The organism is Sphaerisporangium sp. NPDC049003 (assembly GCF_043197795.1).
Taxonomy (GTDB): Bacteria; Actinomycetota; Actinomycetes; order Streptosporangiales; family Streptosporangiaceae; genus Sphaerisporangium.
This window is the reverse complement of sequence record NZ_JBICTU010000021.1, coordinates 30,965-56,900: the sequence shown is the minus strand read 5'-3', so window position 1 is coordinate 56,900 and position 25,936 is coordinate 30,965. Positions and strand designations below refer to the sequence as shown.

Genomic DNA, 25,936 nt, shown 5'->3' with positions numbered 1-25,936 from the left:
TCAACTCCCCGTCGAACGGTAGCGGCGGAGCCCGGCGCGCCACGCGAGCGCCGCCACGCAGGACAGCGTGAGCGCGGCGACCGGGCCGAGGAAGCGCAGCCAGTAGGGCAGGCCCATCGGGTCGGGGCGGTCGAGGACGAACAGGCCAGGCTGCCAGTTGACGAACGCCAGCGGCACGATGAACGTCACCGCGCGCACCAGGTCGCCCCCGTAGACGCTCAGCGGGTACTGCGTGAGCTGGCCGCCCCCGTAGGTGAACGCGTGGCCCACCTCGGCCGCGTCGGTCAGCAGGAACTGGAGCGCCCCGCTGAGGGTCCACACGGCGGTGAACAGGACGATTCCGCAGAGCACCATGAGCGGGATCATCCACGCGCGCTGCCACGGCACGTGGAGCCGGGTGAGGGCGATCGCGAGCACGGTCGCCGCCTGCGCCGTGCGGCCGAGGCGGTGGAAGGTGAACCGCTCGACCGCGATCTGCACGAACGGGCTCACCGGCCGGATCAGCATCGCGTCGAACGTGCCGGCCCTGACGTGCTGGCCGAGCTTGTCGACGTTACCGAAGAGCAGGTCGGCGAGCGCGAACGACATGCCCGCGGTGCCGTACAGGAACATCACCTCGGGCAGGGTGAAGCCGCCGAGGGAGCCGGTGTGGGTGAAGATCACCGCGATCGCCGCGATGTCGAGGCCGGTGACCAGGAACGAGCCGACCGTGAGCAGCGCCATCGACACGGGGTACTGCGCGGCGGCGCGCATCCAGGCGGCCGCCAGGAGCACGTAGCTCCTCACCAACTCGATCACCGTGGGCACGCCTCCCTCCGGGGGCGTCCCGCGAGGGAGTCAGCCACCCTGGATCACCACCTTGTGGCGCGCGGACCGGGTGACGAGCGCGCCGGCGGCGAGCACGACGGCCGCCCACATGGCCTGGAAGGCGAGCGCGCCGAGGACGTCGCGCTTGCCGAGGTAGACGTCGGCGGGGACCTGCACCATGGCCGCCCAGGGCAGCGCCTGCGCCACTGTGCCGAGCCGGCCGGGGAAGAGGACCAGCGGCAGCACCATGCCGCTGAAGAAGGTCGTCATGACCAGCGACAGCGACTGCAGGCCCCGGTCGTCCACGACCCAGCAGCTCGACAGCGCCACCAGGTAGCGAAGGCCGAAGCTGACCGTGACGCCGAGGACGATCGAGACGAGGAACGCCACCCAGGTGACCGGGTTCGCGGGGACGTGGATCCCGAAGAGCAGGGCGCCGACCGCCGCGGGCGGGATGCTCCTGACGAAGAACAGGAACGCGGCCCGCCCGAGGTCGTCGGCCAGGGTCCACATCTGGAGCGACGCCGGGCGCACCAGGTCGAGGGCGATGTCACCGGTGCGCACCCGCTGGGCCAACTGCAGGCCGCCTCCGAAGACCTCCATGGGCCCGATGAACGCCTGGGTGAGAAAGCAGAAGGTGATCGCGTCGGTGACGTCGTACCCGGCGAGGCCCGGCCGGGCCTGCCACAACGCGATCAGCACGTACGCGCGGAGGATGCCGAAGATCGTGTTGGTGAACGCCCCCGCGAGGGCGGCGGCCCGGTAGGTGGCGTGACGGCGGAAGCCGTACGTGAAGATCGTCACATAGAGCGGGAAGGTCGGGCACCTCCAGGATGGGCGGAACTGGAATTGTAACCACCCCCGCCCCGGGCGACCCGCGATTCACCGCGCCGCCCGTCCGTCTCGGTGGGCGCGCCCGGCGCGCCCTCGACGCCGCCGGGCGCGACCGGCCGGCCAGGTCCCCCGGGGAGCTAGGCTGATCCACGCCGAGCCCTTAGGCACCCCTACCAGGTCAAATGTTCCGGGTAACCCTCGACAAAGTGTGTAACACCCATGTAAACCGGGGTATACGGGCAGGTAGATAGAACAAGATTCGGCAAGGCTGCTCATGGAGGGTCACATGCAGCAGGAGATCGACGTGGACATTCACCCGGTGTACCCGATCAGCTGGCGGGCGAGCGCGCTCAACGGCCTGCTGCGCGGTACGACCAAGCCCATTTCGGCCCTGCTGCTCAGACACGAGATCGGGATGGGACTCGTCGTCCGGCTGATGGCCCTTGGAGAGCGGCTCCCGCTTCCCCCTCCCGCGCACGTATCCATCGTCAAGGAGGACACCACCCCCTCCTGCTCCGAATGGGTGCGCGCCGGAGACGATCTGGACGAGAGCAAGGTGCTGCTCTACTTCCACGGCGGAGCGTACTTCTTCTGCTCCCCGGCGACGCACCGGCCGATCACCTGGCGCCTGTCGGCCGCCGCGAGGCGTCCCGTGCTCGCGGTCGACTACCGCCAGGGCCCCGTCCACGCGCTGAGCGAGTCGCTGGCCGACGCCCTCGGCGCGTACCAGGGCCTGCTGGACCAGGGGTACGAGCCCGCGGACATCCTGCTCGCCGGCGACTCGGCGGGCGGGCACCTGACCCTGGCGACGCTGCTGGCCCTGCGGGACCGCGGCCTGCCGCTGCCCGCGGCCGCGATCTGCCTGTCGCCGTGGGCCGACCTTTCCGACAGCCGCCGTACGGTCAACCGATGGGTCGACCCGATGCTGCCCGCGAGCCGGGTCGACTGGCTCGCACGCCGGTGGACCGCCGGGCTCGACCGCCGCGACCCGCTGGTCTCGCCGGTCTTCGGCGACTACACCGGCCTGCCGCCGCTCATGGTCGTCACCGGGTCCACCGAGGTGCTGCGCGACGAGGGCCGGCGCGTCGCCCGAAAGGCCCGTGGCGCCGGGGTGAAGGTGACCTACGAGGAGTGGCGCCGCATGCCGCACGTGTTCGCCATCCTGGCGGACGTCGTGCCCGAGGCCCGCCTGGTCTTCGGCCACATCCAGCGCTTCCTCGACGCCGTCGCGGCATCCTCCGGAACGCCGGTCTCCTCTGGAACGCCGGTCTCCTCGCCCGTTCCCGAGCCTGTTCCGGCGGGGGAGTCGCCGGTGCTCTCGGTGGCGGCGGACCCGCCGCAGCCGTCCCTCGCGGGTCAGGGATCCGATTCGGCGGCGGCCTGACGTACGGGGGCGGGTCGACCCGGCACAGAGGTCACAACCGCCCATTGAGTCACATAAGACCCTCAGGTTCCTTACCTTGAGGGATGATTCGCCTTACCTCTCATGCCGCTTCGAACTAATTTGCGCCGAATGGCCTTCGCGAGGGACACAGTGGCCTGTGCCGTACGTCTCGAAGAGAGGTCACCTCCGGATGGCACGTGGCGGAGCAGGTGTCCCCAGCGGGATGCCTCCAGGCGTTCGGCCGCTGACGGTGGGCGACCCGGTGATCATCGGTCGCTACCTTCTGCTCGGCCGTCTCGGCGCCGGTGGGATGGGCGTGGTGTACCTCGCCGAGCGGCCAGAGGGAGGTCTGGTCGCGCTCAAGACGCCGCACGCCGTCCATCTCAGCGATCCGACGCTCCGGGCGCGGTTCACCGAGGAGGTCGCCTTCTCCCGCCGCGTGGTGCCGTTCTGCACCGCTCCGGTCCTTGAGGACGGCACCGACCGCGACCGTCCCTATCTCGTCACCGAGCACATCCCCGGCCCGTCCCTGTCCCAGATCGTCGCCGCGCGCGGCCCGCTCACCCCCGACCTCGCCTACGGCGTGGCGCTCGGGTCCGCGGCGGCGCTGGTCGCCATCCACGAGGCGGGCTTCGTCCACCGCGACCTGAAGCCCGGGAACGTGCTGCTGTCCCCGAGGGGCCCCCGCGTCATCGACTTCGGCATCGCCAGGGACCTGGACGCCGCCGTCGCGCACACGCAGGCCGGCCAGATCATGGGCAGCCCGGGATGGGTGGCGCCCGAGCGCCTGACCGGCGGGCCCGCCATCCCCGCCTCCGACGTCTTCGCCTGGGGATGCCTGGTCGCCTACGCCGCGACCGGCCACCACCCGTTCGGCACAGGAGAGGCCGACGTGCTGACCCGGCGCATCCTGGTGGAGCAGCCGCGTCTCGCCTCGGTGCCCAAGCTCCTGTGGGACCCCGTCTCCGCCGCGCTGGCCAAGGAGCCGGGCGAGCGCCCGAACGCCGCCGCGCTGCTGGCCTGGCTGCTGGACGCCGGGGGAGTGGACCGCTCCTGGGACCAGCGGGAGGCCGTCTCCGCGGTGCTGGAGGAGATCTGGGTCCCGGTCCCGTACCCGGCGGGCGCGGGGCGCCTGAACGTCACCGGCCCCACCGGCGACGGCGCGGCTCCCGACGGCGCGGCCACGACGGGCGCGCGGTCGGCGCGCCGATCGGCCGCTCGGCGCGGTCACGCCTCCCATGCGGGGTTCGCGGCCCTGGCGACGGTGTCGATCGCCGCGGTGACGGTCGTGGCGGCGGGCACCGGGGGAGGCGAGGCCGTCCCGAGCCTGAGCGGCCCCGGCCGGATCCCGGTGGTGGTGCCGATCGAGGGCTCCCGCGTTCCCGTGGAGGTGCTGGAGACCTCGGGGTCCAGGGCCGCGGCCGGCGAGCCTTCCAGCACCCGCGGCCCCGGGCGGCTGCCGGGGTTCACGCCCACCCCGACCCTGGCGATGTCGCGGCAGGGCGAGCCCAGCGGCGGCGGCACGCCCGTGCCCGACGCCCAGTGGCAGACCCGCATGCCCTCGCCCACGTCCGTGCGCACCACCCAGCAGCCTCCTCCCGACGACCCCGAGACGTGTACGAACAAGCGCGGCAAGGAGAAGCCCTGCAAGCCGACCAAGGGCCCGACGCAGGAACCCTCGCCCACCAATAGCCCTCCCAAGCCGACGATCAGCATCAGCCAGGTCCCCGAGTGGGGTGACGGCGAGTCCCCCGAGCCGACGCCGTCCCCGCCGGACCCCACGCTCAGCGACACCCCGCCCGCCTGACCGCCGGTGTAGAAGGATCAGGGCGATGCGGCCCAAGGTCACTGGATCAGATCACCCTGCGAACCCGTCGCGGGGGCTTTGCTCCTATGCTGGCGCGATGGGTTCGCAGATCAACCATGACCGCAGCGCCGGGGCCGCGCTGGAGGTGACCGGCGTGACCGTGAAGGTCGTGGGCCGCACACTCCTGGCCGGCATCGACTGGCGGGTGGAGTACGGCGAGCATTGGGTGGTCCTCGGGCCGAACGGGGCGGGGAAGACCACGCTGCTGTCGGTGGCCGCGGCCGTACGCCACCCCAGCTCGGGCACGGCCAGGGTGCTCGGCCATCGGCTGGGCCGGGTCGACCTTCGCGAGCTGCGCCGCCACATCGGCCTGGTCGCCGCGAGCCAGCGGCTCGTCGACGAGGAGCTGATGGAGGAGGAGGGGCTCACCACCCAGACGGTCGTGCTCACCGGTTACACAGGCAGCAGCGCTCCGCTGTGGGACCGTTACGGGCCGAGGGAGCGCGACAGGGCCGACGCGCTGCTGGCCGACCTCGGCTGCAAGGACCTGGGCGACCGGCCGTTCAGGGTGTGCTCCCAGGGTGAGCGGGGCCGGGTGCGCATCGCGCGGGCGCTCATGGCCGACCCGGCGATCCTGCTGCTCGACGAGCCGTTCGCGGGTCTCGACCTCCCCGGCAGGGAGGATCTGATCACCGCGATCGAGGACCTGGCCGGGAGCCGTCCGGCGCTGACGACGGTGCTGGTCACCCACCACCTGGAGGAGGTGCCGGCGACCACCACCCACGCGCTGCTCGTCCGCGACGCGCGCGTCCTGGCGGCCGGCCCGGTGGACGAGGTGCTCACCGGCGAGAACCTCAGCGAGTGCTTCGGCCGCAGGCTCGCCCTCGCCCGCGCCGACGGCCGCTGGTACGTCCGCGCCGCCCGCCCCCGCCTCTGAGGGCCATCACGCTCGGCGACGGTGGGCGCCTTCGCGTCCACCGTCGGGAGCCCTGTAGGGGAGCGCCATGTCAGGGGCCGACGAGGGCGTTGGGGCCGAGGAGGACCTTGATGTCGCCCGCGAACGCTCCGGTGTTGACGTTCACCCGGTAGTCGGGCAGCTCGACGACGCTGATCCTCCGGTTGAGGCGCTCCATGCGCAGGTGGACGGGCGTGTCGCCGGAGTGCACCATCAGGATCCGCTTGAGCTCGCTGACGAGGTCCTCGGTGACGCGCTCCTCGCGCAGGGCGATGACCACGGGTTCGCGCCCGTCGGCCTGGATGCCGGAGATGTCGAGGAACGCGATGTCGGTGGCGTTGAACGACACGGTGGCGTCCTCACCGTCGCCGCGTGAGCGGATGCGGCCGGTGACGGAGACGACCAGGTCTGGCGCGAGGTTGCTCCCGTACAGCTGGTAGGTCTGGGGGAAGCAGGGCACCTCGATGGACGCGTCGTGGTCCTCGATCTTGAGGATGGCCCAGACGTCGCCCTTCTTGGTGACCTTCTTGTCGACGCCGGAGATGATGCCGGCGATGCGGACGTTGCCGAACCCCGCCTGGCCCTCCAGGACCTGGGCGATGGAAAGGTCGCGGTTGCGCTCAAGGACGCGCTCGGCGCCGTTGAGCGGATGATCGGAGACGTAGAGGCCGAGCATCTCGCGCTCGAAGGACAGCTTGGTCTTCTTGTCCCACTCGCCGTCGGGGACCACGACGCGGAAGACGCTGCTTCCGCCGTCGTCGTCGTCGAACGCGCCGAACAGCGAGTCCTGGCCCAGGGCCTCCTTGCGCTTGACGTCGATGACCGAGTCGACGGCCTGGTCGTGGATCTGGACCAGTCCCCGCCGGGTGTGGCCGAGCCCGTCGAACGCCCCGGCCTTGATCAGCGACTCGATGGTCCTCTTGTTGCACACGACCTGCGGGACCTTGGTCAGGAAGTCGTTGAAGTCGCTGAAGGCGCCCTTCTTCGTGCGGGAGGTGATGATGCCGTTGATGGCGTTCTCACCGATGTTCTGCACCGCGCCGAGCCCGAACCGGACGTCCTCGCCGACGGCGCTGAACCGCAGCCCTGACTCGTTGACGTCGGGCGGCAGGACCTTCACCTTCATGCGCCGGCACTCCGCGAGGTAGAGCGCCATGCGGTCCTTGTTGGTGCCGACCGAGGTGAGCAGGGCGGCCATGTACTCGGCCGGGTAGTTGGCCTTGAGGTAGGCGGTCCAGTAGGACACGAGCCCGTAGCCGGCGGTGTGGGACTTGTTGAACCCGTAGGAGCTGAACGGCTCCAGGACGTCCCAGACGGCCTTGGCCGCCTCCTCGGTGTACCCCCTGCCGACCATGCCGGAGGAGAAGGTGGCCCACTGCTTGTCCATCTCCTCCTTCTTCTTCTTGCCCATCGCGCGGCGGAGGATGTCGGCGCCGCCCAGGGTGTACCCGGCCAGCTGCTGGGCGATGGCCATGACCTGCTCTTGGTAGACCACCAGGTGGTAGGTCGTGCCGAGGATCGGCTCCAGGGACTCCTTGAGCTCGGGGTGGATCGGCGTGATGTCCTGCTGCCCGGCCTTGCGAAGCGCGTAGTTGACGTGGGCGTTGGCCCCCATCGGACCGGGGCGGCCCAGCGCCAGGACCGACGAGATGTCTTCGAACCGGGCCGGGGCGATCAGCTTGGTGAGGTCGCGCATCATCGAGCTGTCGAGCTGGAACACGCCGAGCGTGTCGCCGCGGGCCAGCAGCTCGTAGGTCTTCTTGTCGTCCAGGGCCAGCGTGAGCATGTCGAGGTCGACCCCGCGGTTGTCCTTGACGTTCTGGACGGCGTCACCGATGACGGTGAGGTTGCGCAGGCCGAGGAAGTCCATCTTCAGCGCGCCCATGTTCTCGCTGCTGGGCCCGTCGAAGCCGGTGATGCGCGCGCCGTCGTCCGGCCGCATGAAGATCGGCATGACGTCGAGCAGGGGCTGGGACGACAGGATGACGCCCGCGGCGTGGACCCCGGTGCCCCGGGTCAGCCCCTCCAGGCCGAGCGCGGTGTCGATGACCTGCTTGACGTCCTGGTCCTCTTCGTACAGCTTGCGCAGCTCGGTCGCCTCGGCGTACCGGGGGTGCTTCTCGTCGAAGATGCCCGTGAGCGGGATCTCCTTGCCCATGACGGCCGGCGGGAACGCCTTGGTGATCTTCTCCCCGACCGGGAAGGGGTAGCCGAGGACGCGGGCCGCGTCCTTGACGGCCGCCTTCGACTTGATCGTCATGTAGGTGATGATCAGCGAGACGTTGTCCTCGCCGTAGCGCTCGGTGACGTATCGGATCATGTCGCCGCGCCTGCGCTCGTCGAAGTCCAGGTCGACGTCGGGCATGGAGATGCGTTCGGGGTTCAGGAACCGCTCGAACAGCAGGGAGTGCTCGATGGGGTCGAGCTCGGTGATGCCGGTGACGTAGGCCACCATGGAGCCGGTGGCCGATCCGCGGCCCGGGCCGATCCAGATGCCGTTGTCACGGGCGTACTGGCAGATGTCGGCGACGACGAGGAAGTAGCCGGGGAACCCCATGTTCTCGATGACGCCGAGCTCGTACTCGATGCGCTCTTGGACCTCGGCCGGCACAGGGTCGCCGTACCGGCGGACCGCGCCGCGCTGGGCCTCCTTGCGCAGCCAGCTCATCTCGGTCTCCCCTTCGGGGACCGGGAACTTGGCGGCGAGGTCGCGGTGGGCGAACACCTCGTCGTAGGACTCGACGCGCTCGGCGATGAGAAGGGTGTTCTTGCAGCCCTGGGCCCAGATCTCGGAGCTCGGATCGAGCGCCCACATCTCCTCGGCGGAGCGAACGTAGTAGCCGTTGCCGGAGAAGCGGAACCTGGTCGGGTCGCTGATCTGGGAGTTGGTGCCGACGCAGAGCAGCGCGTCGTGCGCGGTGGACTGGTCTTCGGTGACGTAGTGGGAGTCGTTGGTGACCAGCGGCGGGATGCCGAGGGTCTCGCCGATCCGCAGCAGCTCGTTGCGGACCCCCGTCTCGATCGGGATCCCACCGTGATCCATGATCTCCAGGAAGTAGTTGTCGCGGCCGAAGATCTCCTGGTACTTGGCGGCGTGCTCCAGCGCCTTGTCGTACTGCCCGAGCCGAAGGCGGGTCTGGACGGCGCCAGACGGGCAGCCGGTGGTGGCGACGATCCCTTCGTGGTACTGCTCGAAGAGCTCGTCGTCCATGCGCGGGTACTTCTTCATGTGGCCTTCGAGCGAGGCCAGGGAAGAGATGCGGAACAGGTTGCGCAGGCCCTGGGCGTTGACGGCCCACATCGTCTTGTGCAGGTAGGTGCCGGTGGCCGAGACGTCACCACCGAGGCCGGTGCGCTCGTCGGACTTGCGCTGGTGAGGCTCTCCCCAGAAGACCGGCTTCTTGTAGTGGCGGGACTCGGGGCTGACGTAGCCCTCGATCCCGATGATCGGCTTCACCCCGGCGGCCTTCATCTTCGACTGGAACTCGTAGGCGCCGAACATGTTGCCGTGGTCGCTCATCGCGATCGCCGGCATGCCGAGCTCGGCCGCTCGCGCGGCCAGCTTATTGATCTTGGCCGCGCCGTCGAGCATCGAGTACTCAGTGTGAACATGCAGGTGAACGAATGAATCAGCCACGGGTGATCTTGAGCCTTTCGCGGTGGAACCAGATCCGTCCCAACTCTATCGATCGACCACCACAGCCGCTGTGACCGCTCGAGAAACGCCACGAACCCGAAAGGATGACCCGCTGGCAGAGCAGGGGACCGTGAGGCACGTCGCCCCCATGCCTGGTTTCTTCCTTCCGCGCCCGCGCCCGCGCGACGTGCCGGACAGCGGCCGGGTCAGTACGTATGGTCGGGGGTGGGGTGGGCGAGTTCGAACCAGACGAGGGTGCCGGTGGGGCGGCGTTCGAAGCCCCAGCGGGACGCGAGGGTGTCGACGAGCGCGAGGCCACGGCCATCGGTCTCGTCGTCGGCGGGCCTTCTCAGATGGGGGATCTTGGACGAGCCGCCGTCCTCGACCGTGACCATCACCGCGGTGCCCGGGAAGGCCACCGAAACGAGGAACTCGCGCTCGACGGCATGCCGTACGACGTTGGCCGCGAGCTCGCTGGTGAGGAGCATGGCGTCGTCCAGGCAGGGGTGTTCGTCACCGAGGAGACCGGCGACGAACGCGCGGGCGGGTTTCACCTGGGAGGCCGAGGGAGCGAACCGACGGGAGAGCGTCGGGAGGCCAGCGAGCGCGGCGGGACCGGAGAGCGTTCGTGCCTGTGCGGCAGGTGCCGGAGCCGAAGTGGACTTCGGGGCGGAGCCCTGGGTGGGCTTGGGAGTCGAGCGCAGGAACGCGGTGATGCCGCCGAGGGCCGAGGCCAGTGCGCGAGGACGCATCGCGATCATCGGATACTTCCCTTTCTGTTCTGTGCTGAGGAACGTTCCAGAACCGTGTGAGGTTGATCAGCGTCGAGGGCGTTGGTCTGCCGGTGGCGGTCCGGGCAGCTCGCGGGGGTCAGCGGGTGGGTCGCATGCGGTGTAGGGATAGGACTGCTCGATCCGGTTCATGCGCAGGACCAGTTCCTCCGGGGTGCCCGCCTCGACCAGCCCCGCCAGGCCGTGACCCCATCGCGGTCCGACCGCCCACCAGCGCCCGGTCGCTTCGCCGTACCAGACGCTCCACCCCTCGAACCGCCGATTGAGCGTCCGTACCAGCAAGCATGGCCTGGTCATGCGCCGGGTCCTTGGGACACCGAGAGGGTTGATCGGCGTCCATGGATTCGCCTCCTTGTCATAACAGGTCCAATGCCCCACTTCTTCGGACCGACATCGGGGACGCAACTCTGTGTGTACGATCCGTCACTGAAGATGACATGTCTGAGGCAGTCATGCGAGGTCATTCGCATAAAAAGACAAATTTGTATTGGCCGGAAGCGGAATCTATAACCCAAAATCGTGACAAGGGGTGCAGTACCTATGAACGCGAAGCGAGCGCTAACCTTGCGAGCGCAATGGCTCGGGCGGGAGCTACGAGAACTGCGAGAGATGAGCGGTCTCACACTCAAGGAGGCCGGTGGGTTCATCCAGCGCGATGGTGGAACTGTGAGCCGCATAGAGGCTGGGATCTATCCCGCGAGGACCCCGGATGTGCTCGCGATGCTGGATCTGTACGGTGTCACCGAAGCACGCCGCCGGGACGGGCTGCTCAAACTGGCGGGGGAGGTGTGGCAGAGCGGCTGGTGGGACGGTTACTCAGAGGACCTGTCCAAAGTCATGGTCGACTACGCCTGGGTCGAATCCCGCGCCAGCCGAATCTGTTCGTTCGACGCGCTGGTGATTCCAGGGTTGCTCCAGACCCGCCCGTACATGGAGGCCGTTCAGGCGGCCATCGTCGACTCCTCCCCGATCCAGATCACCTCTGGTATCCGGTTCCGTCTCACCCGCCAGCAGATCCTCACGGATCCCGAGCCGCCATACATCGAGGCGATCTTGGATGAAAGCGTCCTGCACCGATGCCAAGGGGGCCAGGCCGTGCTCAAGGCCCAGCTTGAGCATCTTCTTGCGCTGACCGAACGTCCTCACATCGAGATCCGCGTCTTGCCCTTTTCCTCCGGCGCGCATGCAAGCCCGGAGGGGGCATTTAGGATCTTCGACATGCCGGAGCCATACCCTGAGGTGGCCTACATGGATACGCCTGGGGGAGGTATTTACGTGGAGACGAGTGAAGTGCGGCGGTTTATGCTGAAGCTCGAACACATCCGAGCGGACGCTCTGGATCTATCAGAGTCAAGCAAGTTGATTCAAAATATTGTCGATGGGCTGACGTAGTCTCAGGCGAGGAAACTGATGACCTCTCAGTACGAACCCTTAGCAGCGTGGCACATCAGTAGCTTCAGCCCGGATGGTGGTCCTAACTGCGTCGAGGCTGGTCCGTTGCTGGATGGGAGTGGGCGGATCGCGGTGCGGCACAGTCGTCAGCCTGAGGGGCCGGTGATCATCTACACCCGGGCCGAGTGGGACGCCTTCCTGGCCGGCGTTCGCGCCGACGAGTTCGACTTTCAGTAGGAAGGCGCCGCCGGGCCTGTGCGTGCCGATTCGGACAGGGGCCTGATGCTGCTTGAAGAGGACCATCGGCACGCGGCGCCGGTGACCGCCGAGCAGCGGCTCGGCGGGCCGGCCCCGGGCGTCAGAACGGCCGTGGGTGGAATCCACGTCGCAGCAGCGCGGTGTCCAGGCGCGCACGGCCCGTTTGGCGAAGGTCGTTCCAGAGTGTTTCGTCCTGAGGCTTGCGCTCGGCGCCCGGACTCCAGAAGGCATGCAGGTACGGAATCGGAGAGGCGAGTCCCGATTCGAGGTCCCCGAGCCCGGCGGACGCCAGGTGGGACTGGAGCTCGTCCCGCGTGAAGGCCGCGGCCTCGCTGTCGATGCCGTCCTGCCGCAGCTTCGCGGGATACCCCGGTTCGGCCACGTCGATCACGTCGGGCATCGTGCGGGGGTCGCGCAGGCGCTGGAAATCGAGGATCCACACCGCCGCGCCGTGCGACTTCCGGAGAACGGAGATCTGCCGCAGCGCGGCGGACAGGATTTCGACGTCCGGTAGCTGGTGGAGCGTCCAGACGCAGGAGACCGCGTCCCAGTGCTGCTCCGCGATCTCATCGGGGATCGCCGTGATGTCGGCCCGCACGAGGCTCACGCGCTTGTCAAGGTGCTCCGACCTGAGCATGGCGCGTCCGGTCGACAGCATGGTGGGCGAGAGATCCAGACCGGTGATGGTGACGTCAGGGCGTCTTCCGGCGAGGTAGGCGAGGGCCTGGCCGGAGCCTGAGCCCAGGTCCAGCAGCCTCCCGCCCTTCGGGAGCAGGACATTCAGCGCCCGCGCGTTGAGGTCGTACACCGAACGGAATCCGCTCCCCATGACGCCGCCATGGTGAAACTGCGCGACGGATTCCGGGTCGTCCATGACCATGGGTTCGGGGATTCGCGTTCTGCCGGCGGGGGACCGTCGATCGCGGGCCGCGATCAACGGCATCTTCCACAAAGAGCGCATTTTGATGATCTTTCTTCAGGGCGCTGCCAGCGCCCCATGCCGATGTAGTTGGCGAAGCGAGCGGTGTCGATCATGATCTCGCGCGCGACCCTGTCCTGCGCGATCACCAGGCGACACCGGGCCGAACATCTGCACGGGGACGACCGGTAGCGGAAACCTCCGCAGGCTGTTTCCGCACGCCGAACTTGTCATTGCAAAGATGCAGGGTCCGCGCTTTCCTGTCAATGGGTCACCGACCCTCGCGCGACCTGGGAGGGCGCGTCCAGCACGGCGCGTCGCAGCGGTCGGTCAGCACGACGCCGCCGGTGGGGCGATCAGACGCCCGCGTGGCGTTCGAGGAACGAGTAGACGTCGGCCTCGTCGACGCCGGGGAAGGACCCGGGGGGCAGTGCGGCGAGCACGTGGGAGTTCGCGCGGGCCGAGGGCCATGCGTAACCCTCCCAGCGCTGCGTCAGCTCGGCGGGGGGCCGGCGGCAGCAGTCCCCCGTCGGGCAGTTCGACTTGGACCTGTTGGTGGTGTCCCTGCCACGGAACCAGCGGGACTCCTTGTACGGCACGCCGAGCGTGATCGCGAAGTCGCGCTCGCGCGAGGGATCCACGTGGGCGCTGCAGAAGTACGTGCCGGTCGGCGAGTCCGAGTACTGGTGGTAGACGGAGAAGCGGTCCGGGGAGAGGAACACCTGCCGCCCCGACCACTGCAGGCACATGCGCTGCCCCTCGATGGCCCCCTGCTCGTCGGCGGGGAACACGATGCCGTCGTTCTCGTACGCCTTGTAGATGATGCCGCCCGCGTTGTTGCGCACGAAGTGGCAGACCAGGTCGAGATGGTGGGTGGCCAGGTTGGTGAAGCGGTGCGCGGCCATCTCGTACGAGACCGCGAACACGTCCCGCAGGTCCTCGACCGACAGCGCCCGGTCCTGCTTGGCCTCCTTGAGGTAGGGCACGGCCGCGGTCTCGGGCACCAGCACGGCGGCGGCGAAGTAGTTGGCCTCGGTGCGCTGCCGCAGGAAGTCGGCGAAGTCGCGGGGCTTGTGGTGGCCGAGCGCGAGGTGGCCGAGGGTCTGCAGCAGGATCGTGCGCGGGGTGTGCATGCCGAGCTGCTCGTGCTTGACGTAGATGCGGCGGTTGCGCAGGTCGGTGATCGACCGCACCGAGCGGGGCAGGTCCTGCGCGGTCTGCACCGCGTAGCCGAAGTGGGTGACGAGCGCCTGGACGGTGCCCGCCGACAGCGCGCCCGTACGGTAGCCCACGGCCGCGAGCGCCTCGGCGGCGGCGGCCTCGATCTCGGCGAAGTAGTTGCCCTGCTCGCGCTGCTTGCGCCGGAGCTCGGCGTTGGCGGCCCTGGCCTCCTCCGGCGTCGCCGTGCCCTTGGCCTGCCGCGAGCGCAGCTCCTCGTACAGGCCGAGGATGTGTTCCAGCACGTCGTTGGGGACTCGGGCGGAGACCTTCAGCCGGGGCAGGCCGAGGGAGGCGTAGATCGGGTCGCGCTGCGCCTCCTCAAGGGCGATCTCCAGCTGGGCGCGGCGGTTGGGGGCCTGCCGGCGCAGCAGCTCCTCCACCGGCACGGTGAGCGCGGCGGCGAGCGACTTCAGCAGCGACAGCTTGGGCTCGCGCTTGCCGTTCTCCAGGAGGGAGAGCTGGCTGGGCGCCCGTCCGACGCGCTCGCCGAGCTCGGACAGGGTGAGGCCGCGCTGCTTGCGCAGATGCCTCAGGCGCTGGCCGAACGCGAGGAGGTCGAGCTCCTGCGTCAAAGACAGCGGTTCTTCTCCCACCAAGGACGCCATACCACGATCCTAAGCGCAATTTCGCCACATCTTCCACCCGACCGCGCCAGGTCCGGCCGTACGGCCGCGTCGGTACGGGTCCGGCTGGGGTCATGCCGCCGTTGACCCGCCGGCGAAGATCACTGCCTGTGCGAAACATCCTGATTTGTCGGCATAAATCACGATATGGGGCGCGGCTCTCGCGTGACCCGCGTCACAGGAATTGGTCTAGTCCATAATGAAAACTTTGCATTTCTTGCCAGCAAAATACCGGCGAGTATTCACTTTTCCCGAAACATCAGGCATATTTCTCTCGATCAACCTTGCCGCTGATCACCGATCCAACGCAGACTCGAAGCAAGCGCCCAGAGGACGCCAAAGGAGTCAAAATGAAAGATCGCCTCAAGGGAGCTGCAGACGAGCTGCGGCGAGAGTGGGAGAGCAACCCGCGCTGGAAGAACGTCGAGAGGACCTATACGGCCGAAGACGTCGTTCGATTGCGCGGTTCCGTCCAGGAAGAGCACACTCTCGCACGGCTTGGCGCCGAGCGGTTGTGGTCCTTGCTGCAGAACGAGGAGTACGTGCACGCGCTGGGCGCCCTGACCGGCAACCAGGCCGTGCAGCAGGTCAAGGCGGGGCTGAAGGCCATCTACCTGTCCGGATGGCAGGTGGCGGCGGACGCCAACCTCGGCGGCCAGACCTACCCCGACCAGAGCCTGTACCCGGCCAACTCGGTCCCGGCCGTGGTGCGCCGCATCAACAACGCCCTGCTCCGGGCAGACCAGATCACCTGGTCCGAGGGTGACGCCAAGGCCCCGCACTGGCTGGCGCCCATCGTGGCCGACGCCGAGGCCGGCTTCGGAGGCGTCCTCAACGCCTTCGAGCTCATGAAGGGCATGATCGCCGCAGGAGCGGCGGGGGTGCACTGGGAGGACCAGCTCGCCTCGGAGAAGAAGTGCGGCCACCTCGGCGGCAAGGTGCTGATCCCCACCGGCCAGCACATCAAGACCCTCAACGCCGCGCGCCTCGCGGCGGACGTGTGCGACGTGCCCACCCTGATCATCGCTCGGACCGACGCCCAGGCCGCGACGCTCCTGACCAGCGACGTCGATCCCCGCGACCAGGCCTTCACCACCGGCGACCGTACGGCCGAGGGCTTCTACCGGGTGCGCAACGGGGTGGACGCCTGCATCGCGCGCGGGCTCGCCTACACGCCGTACTCCGACCTGCTGTGGATGGAGACCTCCACGCCCGACCTGGACGTGGCGCGGCGGTTCGCCGAGGCGATCAAGGCCGAGTACCCCGACCAGATGCTCGCCTACAACTGCTCACCGTCGTTCAACTGGAAGCAGCACCTGGACGACTCCACCATCGCCAAGTTCCAGCGAGAGCTGGGCCACATGGGCTACACCTTCCAGTTCATCACCCTGGCGGGCTTCCACTCGCTGAACCACTCGATGTTCGAGCTGGCACGCGGCTACGCCGACGAGGGCATGACGGCGTACGTCGAGCTGCAGGAGGCCGAGTTCGCCGCCGAGGCGCGGGGCTACACCGCCACCCGCCACCAGCGGGAGGTCGGCACCGGGTACTTCGACCTGATCAGCACGGCCGTCGCGCCGGACTCCTCGACGGTGGCGCTCAAGGGCTCCACCGAGGCCGAGCAGTTCGCCAGCACGCACTGAGAACCACGGGAGGCGCCGCACGGCGCCCACCCGCACGCGATCCCGGGCCGTCCACGGCACCGTCCGGGATCGGGACCCCTGAACCGCGGGTTCGTCCGGTAAAGATCCGCCTTGGGCAGCGGCCCCCTCCGGACGGACCCGCGCACCATGCCCGCGTATGTCCGGCTGCGATCAGGGATAATCCCACCGTGATCGCCCCCGATGTGACGATGCGGCTGGCCGATCCGCACGGCGAGGACGTGGAGCTGCGACGCCAGGGATCGCGGGTCAGCGAGCGTCGTGGGAGCCGGGTCGAGGTGCTGATCGACCAGGTGGACGAGGACGTCGCCGCCGTACACTTCGAACTGGCCGCCGACCGCTACGCCGCCGACGGCTACTCCCCACGCCCGCAGGCGGCGTCGCCCTGCGTGCTGGGCACCCCGGCGGACGACGCCGGCTACGCCTTCGCGTTCGCGGCGATGATCGGCGGTGCGACAGGCGCGCTGATCCAGGCGCAGGCGCTGCGCCTGTGGGAGGACGATCAGGCCGCGCGGCACGCGGAGCGCGAGGCGATCGAGCGGGTCGACTCCCAGGTGAACTTCTACGGTCTGCTGGACGACCACCTGCTCCTCCGCACCTGGGGCGGCACCGCTCACCTCGACCCGGTCCTGCGCTTCTTCTCCGCCACCGACCGCCTCACCCACCTGTGTCTGTGGACCCTGGTCGACACGCTGTCCGGTCTCGCCCTGCCCGCCCTCCGCCATCTCGCACTGTGGGAAACCCACGTGGATATCGCGACGCTGAGCCGCTCTCCGGTCGTCGCACGGCTGGCCACCCTCGACCTGTGGAAGGTCAACCACCCCGGCCCGTTCGGCTTTCCCGCCCTCCTCGGGCATCGGCGGCACCTGGCGCATCTGGAGCGCATCGTCGTCCCCGGACATGGCATCCCCGCCGGCACCGCCGGCCGGTTCGGCGACTGGCCACAGGTGACCTTCGCCGGCCACAACCGCCGCGAAGTCCTCGCCCTCGACCTCGACACCCGGGGCTACCCGCTCCACATGTGAGTGACCAGGCGTCGCACCGCCATTCCGGGCCTCAGTCGCACCGGGGCAGGTGCCCACGACCCCCACTGCCCCGCGACGTCAGTTCCACTGGGCGCGCTGGGTCGTGTGCCGGGTGATGGTGGCCGGGTTTCCTCTCTTGGGGTTCTGGTGGTGTGTCAGGGTCTCGCAGGAGACCAGCCGCCAGCGGGTGACCTCCGGATTGGTGAGAACGGCGACCACCTGCGCGCGTATCTGGGCGGTGGTGATGTCCTCGTCGGTGTGAATTCGGATGGCGATGTATCCGGAGCCCTCCCTGAAATCCTTACGCCATTGTCGCGGTAACAGCGCGAGCATCCGTTCTCCGTCGAGCGGCGGTTCGCCCGACGGCTTTCCAATGATACGGCGCAGCGTCAGAACGACCAGCATCGCTGCGTGTCCCCTCAGTTCCAGGGGTTTCCGTCGGAGGGGAAAGGCGCGTCCCAGGTGGTGCCGGGCCTGGGAGGGGCCGGGGCGACGATCGGGTTCTTCATTTCTCGGGCTCTTTTCCTGCGGCTGTGGATTTTGTCCTCGCAAGAACAACTCTGCGGTTTCCACGGCCCGCGGACCAGATGAATCAAAGGCAGCAAGTTGCGCTCCGGTGACCGCTTCCTGCCAGTCCGCCGCTGGACACCACGGGGCTTCCGGAACGGCGGCCCGTCCGGTCCCCACCGCGATCACGGGGCCTGGGCGCGGGCGCCGGGTCAGCTCGCCAGGGCGTCGGGGGAGATGCCGAGCTCGGTGGCCGTGGCCGTACGGACCAGCTCGGCCAGGCGGGCGCGGGTGAGCACGCGCTTGTGCACGGTGGCCTGGACGGCGAGCCCGTCGATGAGGGACACGATGCGCCACGTGGCGGCGTCGGGGTCGGGGCACCGGAAGATCCCCTCGGCGATGCCGTCGTCGAGGATCGTGCGCAGCGCCTGCTTCCAGCGCAGGTCGATCGTGCGGGACACCTCTTCGAGCGCGGTGCCGCGCAGCGACTCCGACCAGGCGTCGATCCACAGCGCCCACGACTTGGACTTGCCGCTGGGGGAGTAGAGCTTGAGCAGGTCGCGCAGCCGGTCGAGCGGCGGACCGCCCGCCTCCTCCAGCTTGGTGAGCGCGTCGAGGTCGCGCTGCGCGGCGTACGCGAACGCCTGCGCGAACAGGTTGTCCTTGGTCTCGAAGTGGTAGAAGAGCAGCCCCTGGCTGACCCCGGCCGCCTGGGCGATGTCGACGGTGCGCGTGTGCCCGAAGCCCTGCGCGGTGATCACTTCACAGGCTGTCCTGAGCAGATCTTCGCGACGTATCCGGCCGAATCCTCGTGCCACAGGGGAACCCTAGCGCGCCTGGCGCGCCGACAGCGGGAATTGTCTCGCGAAAGCTGAGGCGCGACTTAGTCAAATCACCCATTGTCATGCTCAGCACCGATGTGTTTGAGTTGCGACTCAGGAAACGCGTGGGAGGGATCTCTGATGGCGATCGCGTTGCGATGCGCGCGGCTCGTGGATGTCGAGGCCGGTCACGTACGGGACGACCAGACGGTGCTCGTGGAGGGCGAGAGGATCGCCGCGGTCCTGCCCGGGACGGCCCCCGTCCCCGAGGGCGTGGAGATCGCCGACCTCGGCGACGTGACCCTCGCGCCCGGCCTCATCGACCTGCACACCCATCTGGTCGGGGGCGCGGCCTGCGCCGATTTCGTCCAGGAGCTGAAGCTCAGCGCCGCGCGGCAGGCCCTCGCCGGCGTGCGCAACGCACGCGACACCGTGCTCGCGGGCTTCACGACGGTGCGCGACGTCGGCACCTTCCGGGCCTTCGTCGACACGGCCCTGCGTGACGCGATCGACGACGGCACGGTCATCGGGCCCCGCATGGCCGTCGCCGGGGCCTACGTCACGGTGTCGTCCGGCGGCGGCATGATCACCGGTCTGGCCCACGACATCGAGCTTCCCCGCGACCTGCGGTTCGGGTCCGTACGCACCGTGGACGACGTGCGCGAGCGGGTCCGCGAGATCCTGCACGGCGGGGCCGACCTGATCAAGCTCATCGCGACGGGCGCGGTGATGGCCGCGGGGACCGTGCCCGGCGCTCCCGAGCTCACCGAGGAGCAGATGCGCGCCGCCGTCCAGGAGGCATCCTGGTACGGCGCGCACGTCGCGGCCCACGCCCACGGCGCCGAGGGTGTCAAGATGGCCGTCAGGGCCGGGGTGCGCTCGATCGAGCACGCCTGCTACCTGGACGACGAGGGCATCGAGCTCATGCTGGAGCACGGCACCTACCTGTCCGCCGACATCTGGTGGGCCGACTGGATCCGTGAGACCGCCGCGACCAACGGCTTCGACGCCGAAGGGCTGCGCAAGAACGACGAGACCGCGGAGGCGCAGCGCGAGGCGTTCGCCAAGGCGGTGCGCGCCGGGGTCAGGATCGGCTTCGGCACCGACGCGGGAGGCTTCCCGCACGGCATGCAGGCGCGGCAACTGCGCACGATGGTCGAGTACGGCATGAGCCCGATGGGCGCGCTGCGCGCCGCCACGCTGACCGGAGCCGAGTGCATGGGCTGGGAGGACAGGGTCGGCTCGGTCGCGCCGGGCAAGTACGCCGACCTGATCGCCGTCCGGGGTCCCTTCGACGTCGGCGCCTTCACCGAGGTCGCCTTCGTCATGAAGAACGGCGCCATCCTGAGGAACGACCTGCGGTGAAGGCCCGCGAAGGCCTTCTGGAGCCGCGTGCCGCGCGGCACCTCGCGGGCGTCGCCGCGCTGCTGGGCGTGACGGCCGTGTGGGGCACCACCTTTCCCCTGGTCAAGGACATGGTCACCCGGCTGCCCGTGACGGACCTGCTCGCCGTGCGCTACCTGATGTCGGCGGCGCTGCTCCTCGCGATCCGCCCCGGGGCCCTGCGCGGGCTCGCCCCCCGGGCCTGGCGGGCCGGCGTCGGGCTCGGGCTCGTGTACAGCGCGGCGCTGGTCACCCAGACGTACGGGCTCACGACGCTGCCGTCCTTCGTCTCCGGATTCGTCACCGGCTCCTACGTCGTCATGACCCCGCTGCTCGGGCTGATGTGGTTCCGCACGAGGATCACCACGCGGGCCTGGACGGCCGTGGGGCTGACCGTCGCCGGGCTCGCCGCGTTCATGCTGATGGCCGGGGGAGGCGGGGGGCCCATCCCGGGCGCCGGGCTGACGCTCACGCTGGTGTCCGCCGCCCTGTACGCGGTCCACGTCGTCGCGCTCGGCCGGTGGAGCCGTTCCGAGGAGGCCTACGCGCTGACGCTGGTCCAGATCGGCACGCTGGCCTGCGTGCTGACGGTCGCGGCGGCGCCCGGCGGCATCGCCGTGCCGGGGTCGCCGGGGGACTGGGCGGGCCTCGTGTACCTGGCGACCGCCGCCGGGGCGCTGTCCTTCCTGGCGCAGACCTGGGCGCAGTCCCACGTGCCCTCGACCACCGCCGCCGTCGTCATGTCGGTCGAGCCGCTGTGGGCGACCGCCTTCGCCGTGCTGCTGTGGGGCGAGGCGGCCGGGTGGTCGCTGCTGGTGGGCGGCGGATGCCTGCTGGTGGCGATGGTCCTGGTCGCCGTGCCCGCACGCGCCGCCCCGGCGCCTCCCCTTCGCCCGCTCACCCCCGTCCCCGGAGGAGAAACGCCATGACTCGCCCCATACGCAGCGGATCGGCACTGACCGAGGAGCAACGGGACTTCGTACGGCTGGCGCGCGAGTTCGCCGCCGCGGAGATCAGGCCGCGCGCCCGCGAGGTGGACGAGGCCGACCACGAACTGCCCCGCGACATCTGGGACAAGGCCGCCAAGGCGGGCCTGACCTCCTACATGCTGCCCGAGGAGTACGGCGGCGGGGGCGTGGCGGACCTGGTGACCCAGTGCCTCATCCAGGAGGAGCTGTGCCACGGTGACGTGTCGATCGGGAACCTGGTCACCTCCAACGGCTTCTTCGCGGCCCCGGTGCTGGAGCTCGGCACCGAGGAGCAGAAGCGCCGCTTCCTCGCCCCGCTCTGTACCGGTGTCCCGCCGCTGACGGCGCTCGCGGTCACCGAGCCCGGTGTGGGATCGGACGCGGCCTCGCTGACGACGCGGGCCGTGCGCGACGGCGACTCCTACCTCCTCACCGGCTCGAAGGCGTGGATCTCCAACGGCCCGTACGCGGACCTGTTCGTGGTGTTCGCGACGGTCGCGCCCGGGACGCGGTCGCGCGGGATCACGGCGTTCGTGGTCGAGCGCGGCACGGAGGGATTCACGGTCGGCACCCCGATGCCGAAGATGGGCCAGCGCGGCATCGCCTGCGCCGAGCTGTTCCTGGACGACGTGCGGGTGCCCGTGGAGAACCGGCTCGGCGAGGAGGGGCAGGGGTTCTACGGGCTGATGCGCACCTTCGACGCCTCCCGGATCCTGATCGGCGCCGCCTGTACGGGCCTGGCGCGCGCGGCCCTGGACGCCTCGCTCGCGTACGCGCGGGACCGTGAGCAGTTCGGGGTGAAGATCATCGAGCATCAGGCGGTGGCGTTCCGGCTCGCCGATATGGCCGCTAAAGCCGATATTTCGCATCTTGTCACCATGCGGGCTGCGGCGCTGTACGACGCGGGGGAGCCTGTGGCGGAAGAGTCCGCGATCGCCAAGCTGACCGCCTCGGAGAACGCCATGTGGTGTACCTGGGCGGCGGTCCAGACCCACGGCGGCTGGGGCTACTCCCGCGAGTACCTGGTGGAGAAGTGGATGCGGGACGCCAAGCTGGAGGAGATCGAGGAAGGCACCTCCGACATCCAGCGCCTGATCATCTCCCGCTCCCTGGCGAGGAACGCATGACCGCCCCTGGAGACCCCGGCCCCACCGCCACGGGCGGCCCCGGTGTCACGGGAGCGGGGGCGCTGGTGGCCGCGCTCGCCTCGTACGGGGTGGACACCGTCTTCGGGATCCCCGGCACCCACAACCTGGCCGTCTACCAGGAGCTCGTCAAGGCCGGGATCCGCTGCGTGACGCCCCGGCACGAGCAGGGGGCCGGGTACGCCGCCGACGGGTACGCCCGCGCGGGCGGCCGTCCCGGCGTGGCCGTCACCACGACGGGCCCCGCGGCCCTCAACGCCGCGACCGCGCTCGCCCAGGCCTACTCCGACTCGGTGCCCGTGCTGCTGGTCTCGCCAGGCGTCCCGTCCTCGCATCCCCGCCAGGGCCGCGGGTACCTGCACGAGAGCAAGGACCAGTCCCGTGCCCTCGACGCGGTGTGCGCCTGGAGCCACCGGGTGACCTCGGTCGCGGAGATCCCGGCGGCGGTCGCGCGCGCGTTCGCCTTCTTCGGGGAGGGACGTCCCCGGCCCGTCCACATCGAGATCCCGGTCGACCTGCTCGACGCCGAGGGCACCGCCGGGCTCGGCCCCCCGCTCCGGCTGTCCCGCCGCGCACCCGACCCCGCCGCCCTTGACCTGGCCGCCGCCGCCCTCCGCACCGCCCGCCGCCCCGCCATCGTCCTCGGCGGCGGCTGCCACCCGCAGGCACATGACCAGCCCCTGCCACCGGAGCGCGCCCGTACGGACGGGCCGCACCCCGCCGCCCGTACGGACGGGCCGCACCCGCCCGCCCGTACGGGGTCGCCCGGCGGGCTCGCGGTGGAGCTGGCGGAGGTGCTCGGGGCGCCGATCGTCACCACGGCGAACGGGAAGGGCGCCGTCCCCGAGAGCCACCCGCTGTGCCTCGGCGCCACCCTGCACCTGGCGGCCGTACGCGAGTGGCTGGCCGGGTGCGACGTGGTCCTCGCGGCGGGCACCGAGCTGGCGCCTTCCGACCTGTGGGTGGACGACTTCCGGCTGGACGGCACCCTCATCCGGGTCGACGTCGATCCCGGCCAGATGCACGGGGACCACGTCGCGGCGGTGCCCGTCGTGGGCGACGCGGGCGAGGCGCTGCACGGCCTGCTCGAACGCCTGGGACCCGCCCACGTCGCGTCGTCCGAGCCGGGCCCCGCGCCGTGGCACGCGCGCGACGCCGAGCTGAGAGTGCTCACGCGCAGGTGGGCGGGCCACCTCACGGCCCTGCGCGAGGCGCTGCCACCGGAGACGATCGTCGTCGCGGACAACTCGATGATGTGCTACTACGGCGCCCTAGGCGGCCTGCCGCTGGACCCGCCCGGCAGGTTCCTGTTCCCCACCGGCTACGGCACGCTCGGGTTCGCGCTGCCCGCCGGGATCGGCGCCGCCGTCGCGCGTCCCGGCACGCCCGTGGCCGTGCTCGCCGGAGACGGGGCGTTCCAGTTCAGCCTGCAGGAGCTGGCCACCGCCGTGGAGCTCGGCCTCTCGCTTCCGATCGTCGTGTCGGTCAACGGCGGTTACGGCGAGATCCGCGCCGAGATGGCCGAGCGCGGAATGCCGTCGGTCGCCGTGGACCTGCACGCGCCCGACTTCGTCCTGCTCGCCCGCGCCTACGGGGCGCGGGGTCTCGCCGCCGGCACCCCCGGCGAGCTGCGTGGGGCCGTACGAGAAGCGGTGCGCGCCCCCGTCCCGACCGTCATCGTCGTCAAGGAGAGCCAGTGACCCCCATGCCGCAGCCGTTCCTGCAGGTCGTGTGGACAGACGAGGTCACCGGCCGCCACGGCTACGTGGTGATCGACCGGCTGGGACGCGGGGTCGGCAGCGGCGGCCTGCGGATGCGCGAGGGCGTGACCCTGGCCGAGGTCGCCGACCTCGCGCGCGGGATGAGCCACAAGGAGGCGCTCGCCTACGAGCCGGGCAACCTGTACCAGCCGCTCGGCGGGGCCAAGGGCGGGATCGACTGCGATCCGCTCGACCCGGAGGCGGACGGGCTCCTGCGGCGGTACATCGCGGCGATGAAGCCCCTCCTGCAGACGTACTGGGCGACCGGCGAGGACCTCGGCCTGCGCCAGGACTCGATCGACGCGGCCTGCCGCGAGGCGGGGCTGCGCACCTCCATCGACGCGGTGCTGCCGCTGCTGGACGACGCCGACGCGGCTCTGGCCAGGCTCGACGCCGCGTTCGCCGTGGAGGTGGACGGCATCGGGCTGGGCGACCTCGCGGGCGGGTGCGGCGTGGCCGAGGCGGCGCTCACCGCCATCGAGCATCTCGGGCTGCGGGACGCCACGGCCGTCGTCCAGGGTTTCGGGTCGATGGGCGGGGCCACGGCCAGGTTCCTCTCGCGGGCCGGGGTGCGGATCGTCGGCATCAGCGACACCGAGGGCCTGGTCGTCAACCCGGCCGGGCTGGACGTGGAGACCCTGCTGCTCAGCCGGGACGCGCACGGGCGCATGGACCGTACGCGCCTGCGCGAGGACGACCACGAGCTGCCGGGGGACAGGTGGCTGGACGTCGGCTGCGACGTGCTGATCCCCGCCGCAGTCTCCTACTGCGTCGACGTGCCCGAGGCCGCCCGCGTGCGCGCCCGGCTGATCGTCGAGGCCGCGAACTGCCCGGTCACCGCCGGGGCGGAGGAACTGCTGCGCGAGCGCGGCGTGCTGGTCGTCCCCGATGTCGTGGCCAACTCGGCGACCAACTCCTGGTGGTGGTGGACCCTGTTCGGGGACATCCCCGCGCAGGCCGGGGGCGCCTTCGGCAAGATCCGCTCGTGGATGCGGCGCGTCGTGGGCGAGGTCCTGGACGAGGCCGGACGTACCGGAAGGACGCCCCGAGAGGTCGCGTACGCGCTCAGCGGTCGCGTACCTTCCGCGGAAGACCATGCGATGACGGGGGCCGGTCAGGAGGGGAGCGCGCGGTGACGGGGCCGCTCCGGAAGGGGAGCGGTGACGGGGCCGCTCCGGAAGCGGAGTCCGTGGTGACGGGGGCCGTTCCCGATGGGGAGCAGGCTGTTGAGAGCGGCGCGCGTCGTGGAGGGGGAGCGGTGCTGACGATGATCGGGCTCGCGGACGGGACCAGGCTCGCGGCCACGCTGTACCTGCCCGAACGGCTACCGGCGCCCTGCCTGCTGGAAGCGCTGCCGTACCGCAAGGACGACGTGACGTACGGCTATCGCCCCGAGTACGAGAGGCTGGCGGCCGAGCACGGGTACGCGGTGTGCCGGGTGGACGTGCGCGGCACGGGTTCGAGCGAGGGGGTGCCCGAGGACGAGTACCCGGCGAGCGAGGTCGCGGACCTCTGCGAGGTGATCGCCTGGCTGGCGGCGCAGGAGTGGTGCGACGGCGGCGTCGGCATGTACGGCACCTCCTACAGCGGGTTCAACGCCCTGTCCGTGGCCGCCGCCCGGCCGCCCGCGCTCAGGGCCATCTGCTCGATCTACGCCTCCGACGACCGGTACACCGACGACGTCCACTACGCGGGCGGCGTCCATCGCTGGCTGGACCTCGTGGACTACCCGGCCTACATGGCGGCCATGAACGCGCTGCCTCCCGTGCCCGGGGTGTACGGCGAGGGCTGGCGGGAGGAGTGGCTGCGGCGGCTGGACGCCTCCGAGCCGTGGCTGTTGCGCTGGATGAGCGAGCGGCACGACGGGGCCTACTGGCGGCAGGGCTCGCTCAGGAAGGACTCGTGCGGCCAAGGCTCGTCCAGGCAGGGCTCGCTCGGGCAGGGCTCGTCCAGGCAGGGCTCGCTCGGGCAGGGCTCGTCCAGGCAGGGCTCGCTCGGGCAGGGCTCGTCCAGGCAGGGCTCGCTCGGGCAGGGCTCG

General features: G+C 70.2%; 22 protein-coding genes. 13 read left to right on the top strand and 9 right to left on the bottom strand.

What is annotated here, in order from left to right; all coding sequences use genetic code 11:
• Positions 1-798, bottom strand: coding sequence for an ABC transporter permease (locus tag ACGFIV_RS22965; protein ID WP_392837518.1), 798 nt, complete (start codon positions 796-798; stop codon positions 1-3).
• 39 nt (positions 799-837) lie between these two features.
• Complete coding sequence (locus ACGFIV_RS22960; protein ID WP_392837516.1) at positions 838-1,611, bottom strand: ABC transporter permease; 774 nt, start codon at positions 1,609-1,611, stop codon at positions 838-840.
• Positions 1,612-1,927: 316 nt separating this feature from the next.
• Here ACGFIV_RS22960 and ACGFIV_RS22955 point away from each other — a divergent pair, with 316 nt between their 5' ends.
• The 3 genes from ACGFIV_RS22955 (at position 1,928) to ACGFIV_RS22945 (ending at position 5,769) form a co-directional block, all read left to right on the top strand.
• Positions 1,928-3,025, top strand: coding sequence for an alpha/beta hydrolase (locus tag ACGFIV_RS22955; RefSeq protein WP_392837514.1), 1,098 nt, complete (start codon positions 1,928-1,930; stop codon positions 3,023-3,025).
• A 223-nt stretch (positions 3,026-3,248) separates the two neighbouring features.
• On the top strand, positions 3,249-4,832 hold the full coding sequence (locus tag ACGFIV_RS22950) for a serine/threonine protein kinase (protein ID WP_392837512.1): 1,584 nt from the start codon (positions 3,249-3,251) through the stop codon (positions 4,830-4,832).
• A 97-nt stretch (positions 4,833-4,929) separates the two neighbouring features.
• The gene (locus tag ACGFIV_RS22945) at positions 4,930-5,769 is read left to right on the top strand and encodes an ABC transporter ATP-binding protein (RefSeq protein WP_392837510.1); all 840 of its coding nucleotides are present in this window, start codon (positions 4,930-4,932) and stop codon (positions 5,767-5,769) included.
• Positions 5,770-5,839: 70 nt separating this feature from the next.
• Here ACGFIV_RS22945 and dnaE read toward each other — a convergent pair whose 3' ends face one another.
• The 3 genes from dnaE to ACGFIV_RS22930 all read right to left on the bottom strand — a co-directional run bounded on the left by dnaE (position 5,840) and on the right by ACGFIV_RS22930 (position 10,512).
• Positions 5,840-9,424 carry a DNA polymerase III subunit alpha gene (dnaE, locus tag ACGFIV_RS22940; RefSeq protein ID WP_358557829.1) on the bottom strand — a complete coding sequence of 1,195 codons (3,585 nt, stop codon included), beginning with the start codon at positions 9,422-9,424 and terminating at the stop codon, positions 5,840-5,842.
• Positions 9,425-9,630: 206 nt separating this feature from the next.
• Positions 9,631-10,185, bottom strand: a complete 555-nt coding sequence (locus ACGFIV_RS22935; RefSeq protein ID WP_392837507.1) for an ATP-binding protein — start codon at positions 10,183-10,185, stop codon at positions 9,631-9,633.
• A 57-nt stretch (positions 10,186-10,242) separates the two neighbouring features.
• Positions 10,243-10,512, bottom strand: a complete 270-nt coding sequence (locus tag ACGFIV_RS22930) for a hypothetical protein (RefSeq protein WP_392837505.1) — start codon at positions 10,510-10,512, stop codon at positions 10,243-10,245.
• Positions 10,513-10,755: 243 nt separating this feature from the next.
• Here ACGFIV_RS22930 and ACGFIV_RS22925 point away from each other — a divergent pair, with 243 nt between their 5' ends.
• Both ACGFIV_RS22925 and ACGFIV_RS22920 read left to right on the top strand, forming a co-directional pair.
• Positions 10,756-11,607, top strand: coding sequence for a helix-turn-helix transcriptional regulator (locus ACGFIV_RS22925; protein WP_358557820.1), 852 nt, complete (start codon positions 10,756-10,758; stop codon positions 11,605-11,607).
• A gap of 18 nt (positions 11,608-11,625) precedes the next feature.
• On the top strand, positions 11,626-11,844 hold the full coding sequence (locus tag ACGFIV_RS22920; RefSeq protein ID WP_358557818.1) for a DUF397 domain-containing protein: 219 nt from the start codon (positions 11,626-11,628) through the stop codon (positions 11,842-11,844).
• Between the two features lie 121 nt (positions 11,845-11,965).
• On the opposite strand, the gene ACGFIV_RS22915 is transcribed toward ACGFIV_RS22920, so the two are convergent.
• Complete coding sequence (locus ACGFIV_RS22915; protein WP_358557815.1) at positions 11,966-12,694, bottom strand: class I SAM-dependent methyltransferase; 729 nt, start codon at positions 12,692-12,694, stop codon at positions 11,966-11,968.
• Positions 12,695-13,140: 446 nt separating this feature from the next.
• Positions 13,141-14,610, bottom strand: coding sequence for a helix-turn-helix domain-containing protein (locus ACGFIV_RS22910; RefSeq protein WP_392837502.1), 1,470 nt, complete (start codon positions 14,608-14,610; stop codon positions 13,141-13,143).
• 368 nt (positions 14,611-14,978) lie between these two features.
• On the opposite strand from ACGFIV_RS22910, the gene aceA reads away from it, so the two are divergent.
• Both aceA and ACGFIV_RS22900 read left to right on the top strand, forming a co-directional pair.
• The gene (gene aceA, locus ACGFIV_RS22905) at positions 14,979-16,271 is read left to right on the top strand and encodes an isocitrate lyase (RefSeq protein WP_358557812.1); all 1,293 of its coding nucleotides are present in this window, start codon (positions 14,979-14,981) and stop codon (positions 16,269-16,271) included.
• A 188-nt stretch (positions 16,272-16,459) separates the two neighbouring features.
• Positions 16,460-17,314 carry a hypothetical protein gene (locus ACGFIV_RS22900; RefSeq protein ID WP_392837499.1) on the top strand — a complete coding sequence of 285 codons (855 nt, stop codon included), beginning with the start codon at positions 16,460-16,462 and terminating at the stop codon, positions 17,312-17,314.
• A 78-nt stretch (positions 17,315-17,392) separates the two neighbouring features.
• Here ACGFIV_RS22900 and ACGFIV_RS22895 read toward each other — a convergent pair whose 3' ends face one another.
• Positions 17,393-17,719: a hypothetical protein gene (locus ACGFIV_RS22895; protein WP_358557806.1), complete on the bottom strand. Its 327-nt coding sequence runs from the start codon at positions 17,717-17,719 to the stop codon at positions 17,393-17,395.
• A gap of 314 nt (positions 17,720-18,033) precedes the next feature.
• Positions 18,034-18,639, bottom strand: coding sequence for a TetR family transcriptional regulator C-terminal domain-containing protein (locus ACGFIV_RS22890; RefSeq protein WP_358557803.1), 606 nt, complete (start codon positions 18,637-18,639; stop codon positions 18,034-18,036).
• Positions 18,640-18,783: 144 nt separating this feature from the next.
• Here ACGFIV_RS22890 and ACGFIV_RS22885 point away from each other — a divergent pair, with 144 nt between their 5' ends.
• The 6 genes from ACGFIV_RS22885 to ACGFIV_RS22860 all read left to right on the top strand — a co-directional run.
• A complete protein-coding gene (locus ACGFIV_RS22885) occupies positions 18,784-20,007 on the top strand; it encodes an amidohydrolase family protein (protein ID WP_358557800.1) in 1,224 nt (407 codons plus the stop codon).
• The gene (locus tag ACGFIV_RS22880; RefSeq protein ID WP_392837496.1) at positions 20,004-20,954 is read left to right on the top strand and encodes a DMT family transporter; all 951 of its coding nucleotides are present in this window, start codon (positions 20,004-20,006) and stop codon (positions 20,952-20,954) included. The genes ACGFIV_RS22885 and ACGFIV_RS22880 overlap by 4 nt, the downstream gene beginning before the upstream one ends.
• The gene (locus tag ACGFIV_RS22875; RefSeq protein WP_358557794.1) at positions 20,951-22,120 is read left to right on the top strand and encodes an acyl-CoA dehydrogenase family protein; all 1,170 of its coding nucleotides are present in this window, start codon (positions 20,951-20,953) and stop codon (positions 22,118-22,120) included. The genes ACGFIV_RS22880 and ACGFIV_RS22875 overlap by 4 nt, the downstream gene beginning before the upstream one ends.
• Positions 22,117-23,838 carry a thiamine pyrophosphate-binding protein gene (locus ACGFIV_RS22870; RefSeq protein ID WP_392837493.1) on the top strand — a complete coding sequence of 574 codons (1,722 nt, stop codon included), beginning with the start codon at positions 22,117-22,119 and terminating at the stop codon, positions 23,836-23,838. The genes ACGFIV_RS22875 and ACGFIV_RS22870 overlap by 4 nt, the downstream gene beginning before the upstream one ends.
• A gap of 5 nt (positions 23,839-23,843) precedes the next feature.
• Positions 23,844-25,034, top strand: coding sequence for a Glu/Leu/Phe/Val dehydrogenase dimerization domain-containing protein (locus ACGFIV_RS22865; protein ID WP_392837644.1), 1,191 nt, complete (start codon positions 23,844-23,846; stop codon positions 25,032-25,034).
• Between the two features lie 131 nt (positions 25,035-25,165).
• Positions 25,166-25,936 (top strand): CocE/NonD family hydrolase (locus tag ACGFIV_RS22860; RefSeq protein WP_392837642.1); only part of this gene is annotated, 771 nt, incomplete at its 3' end.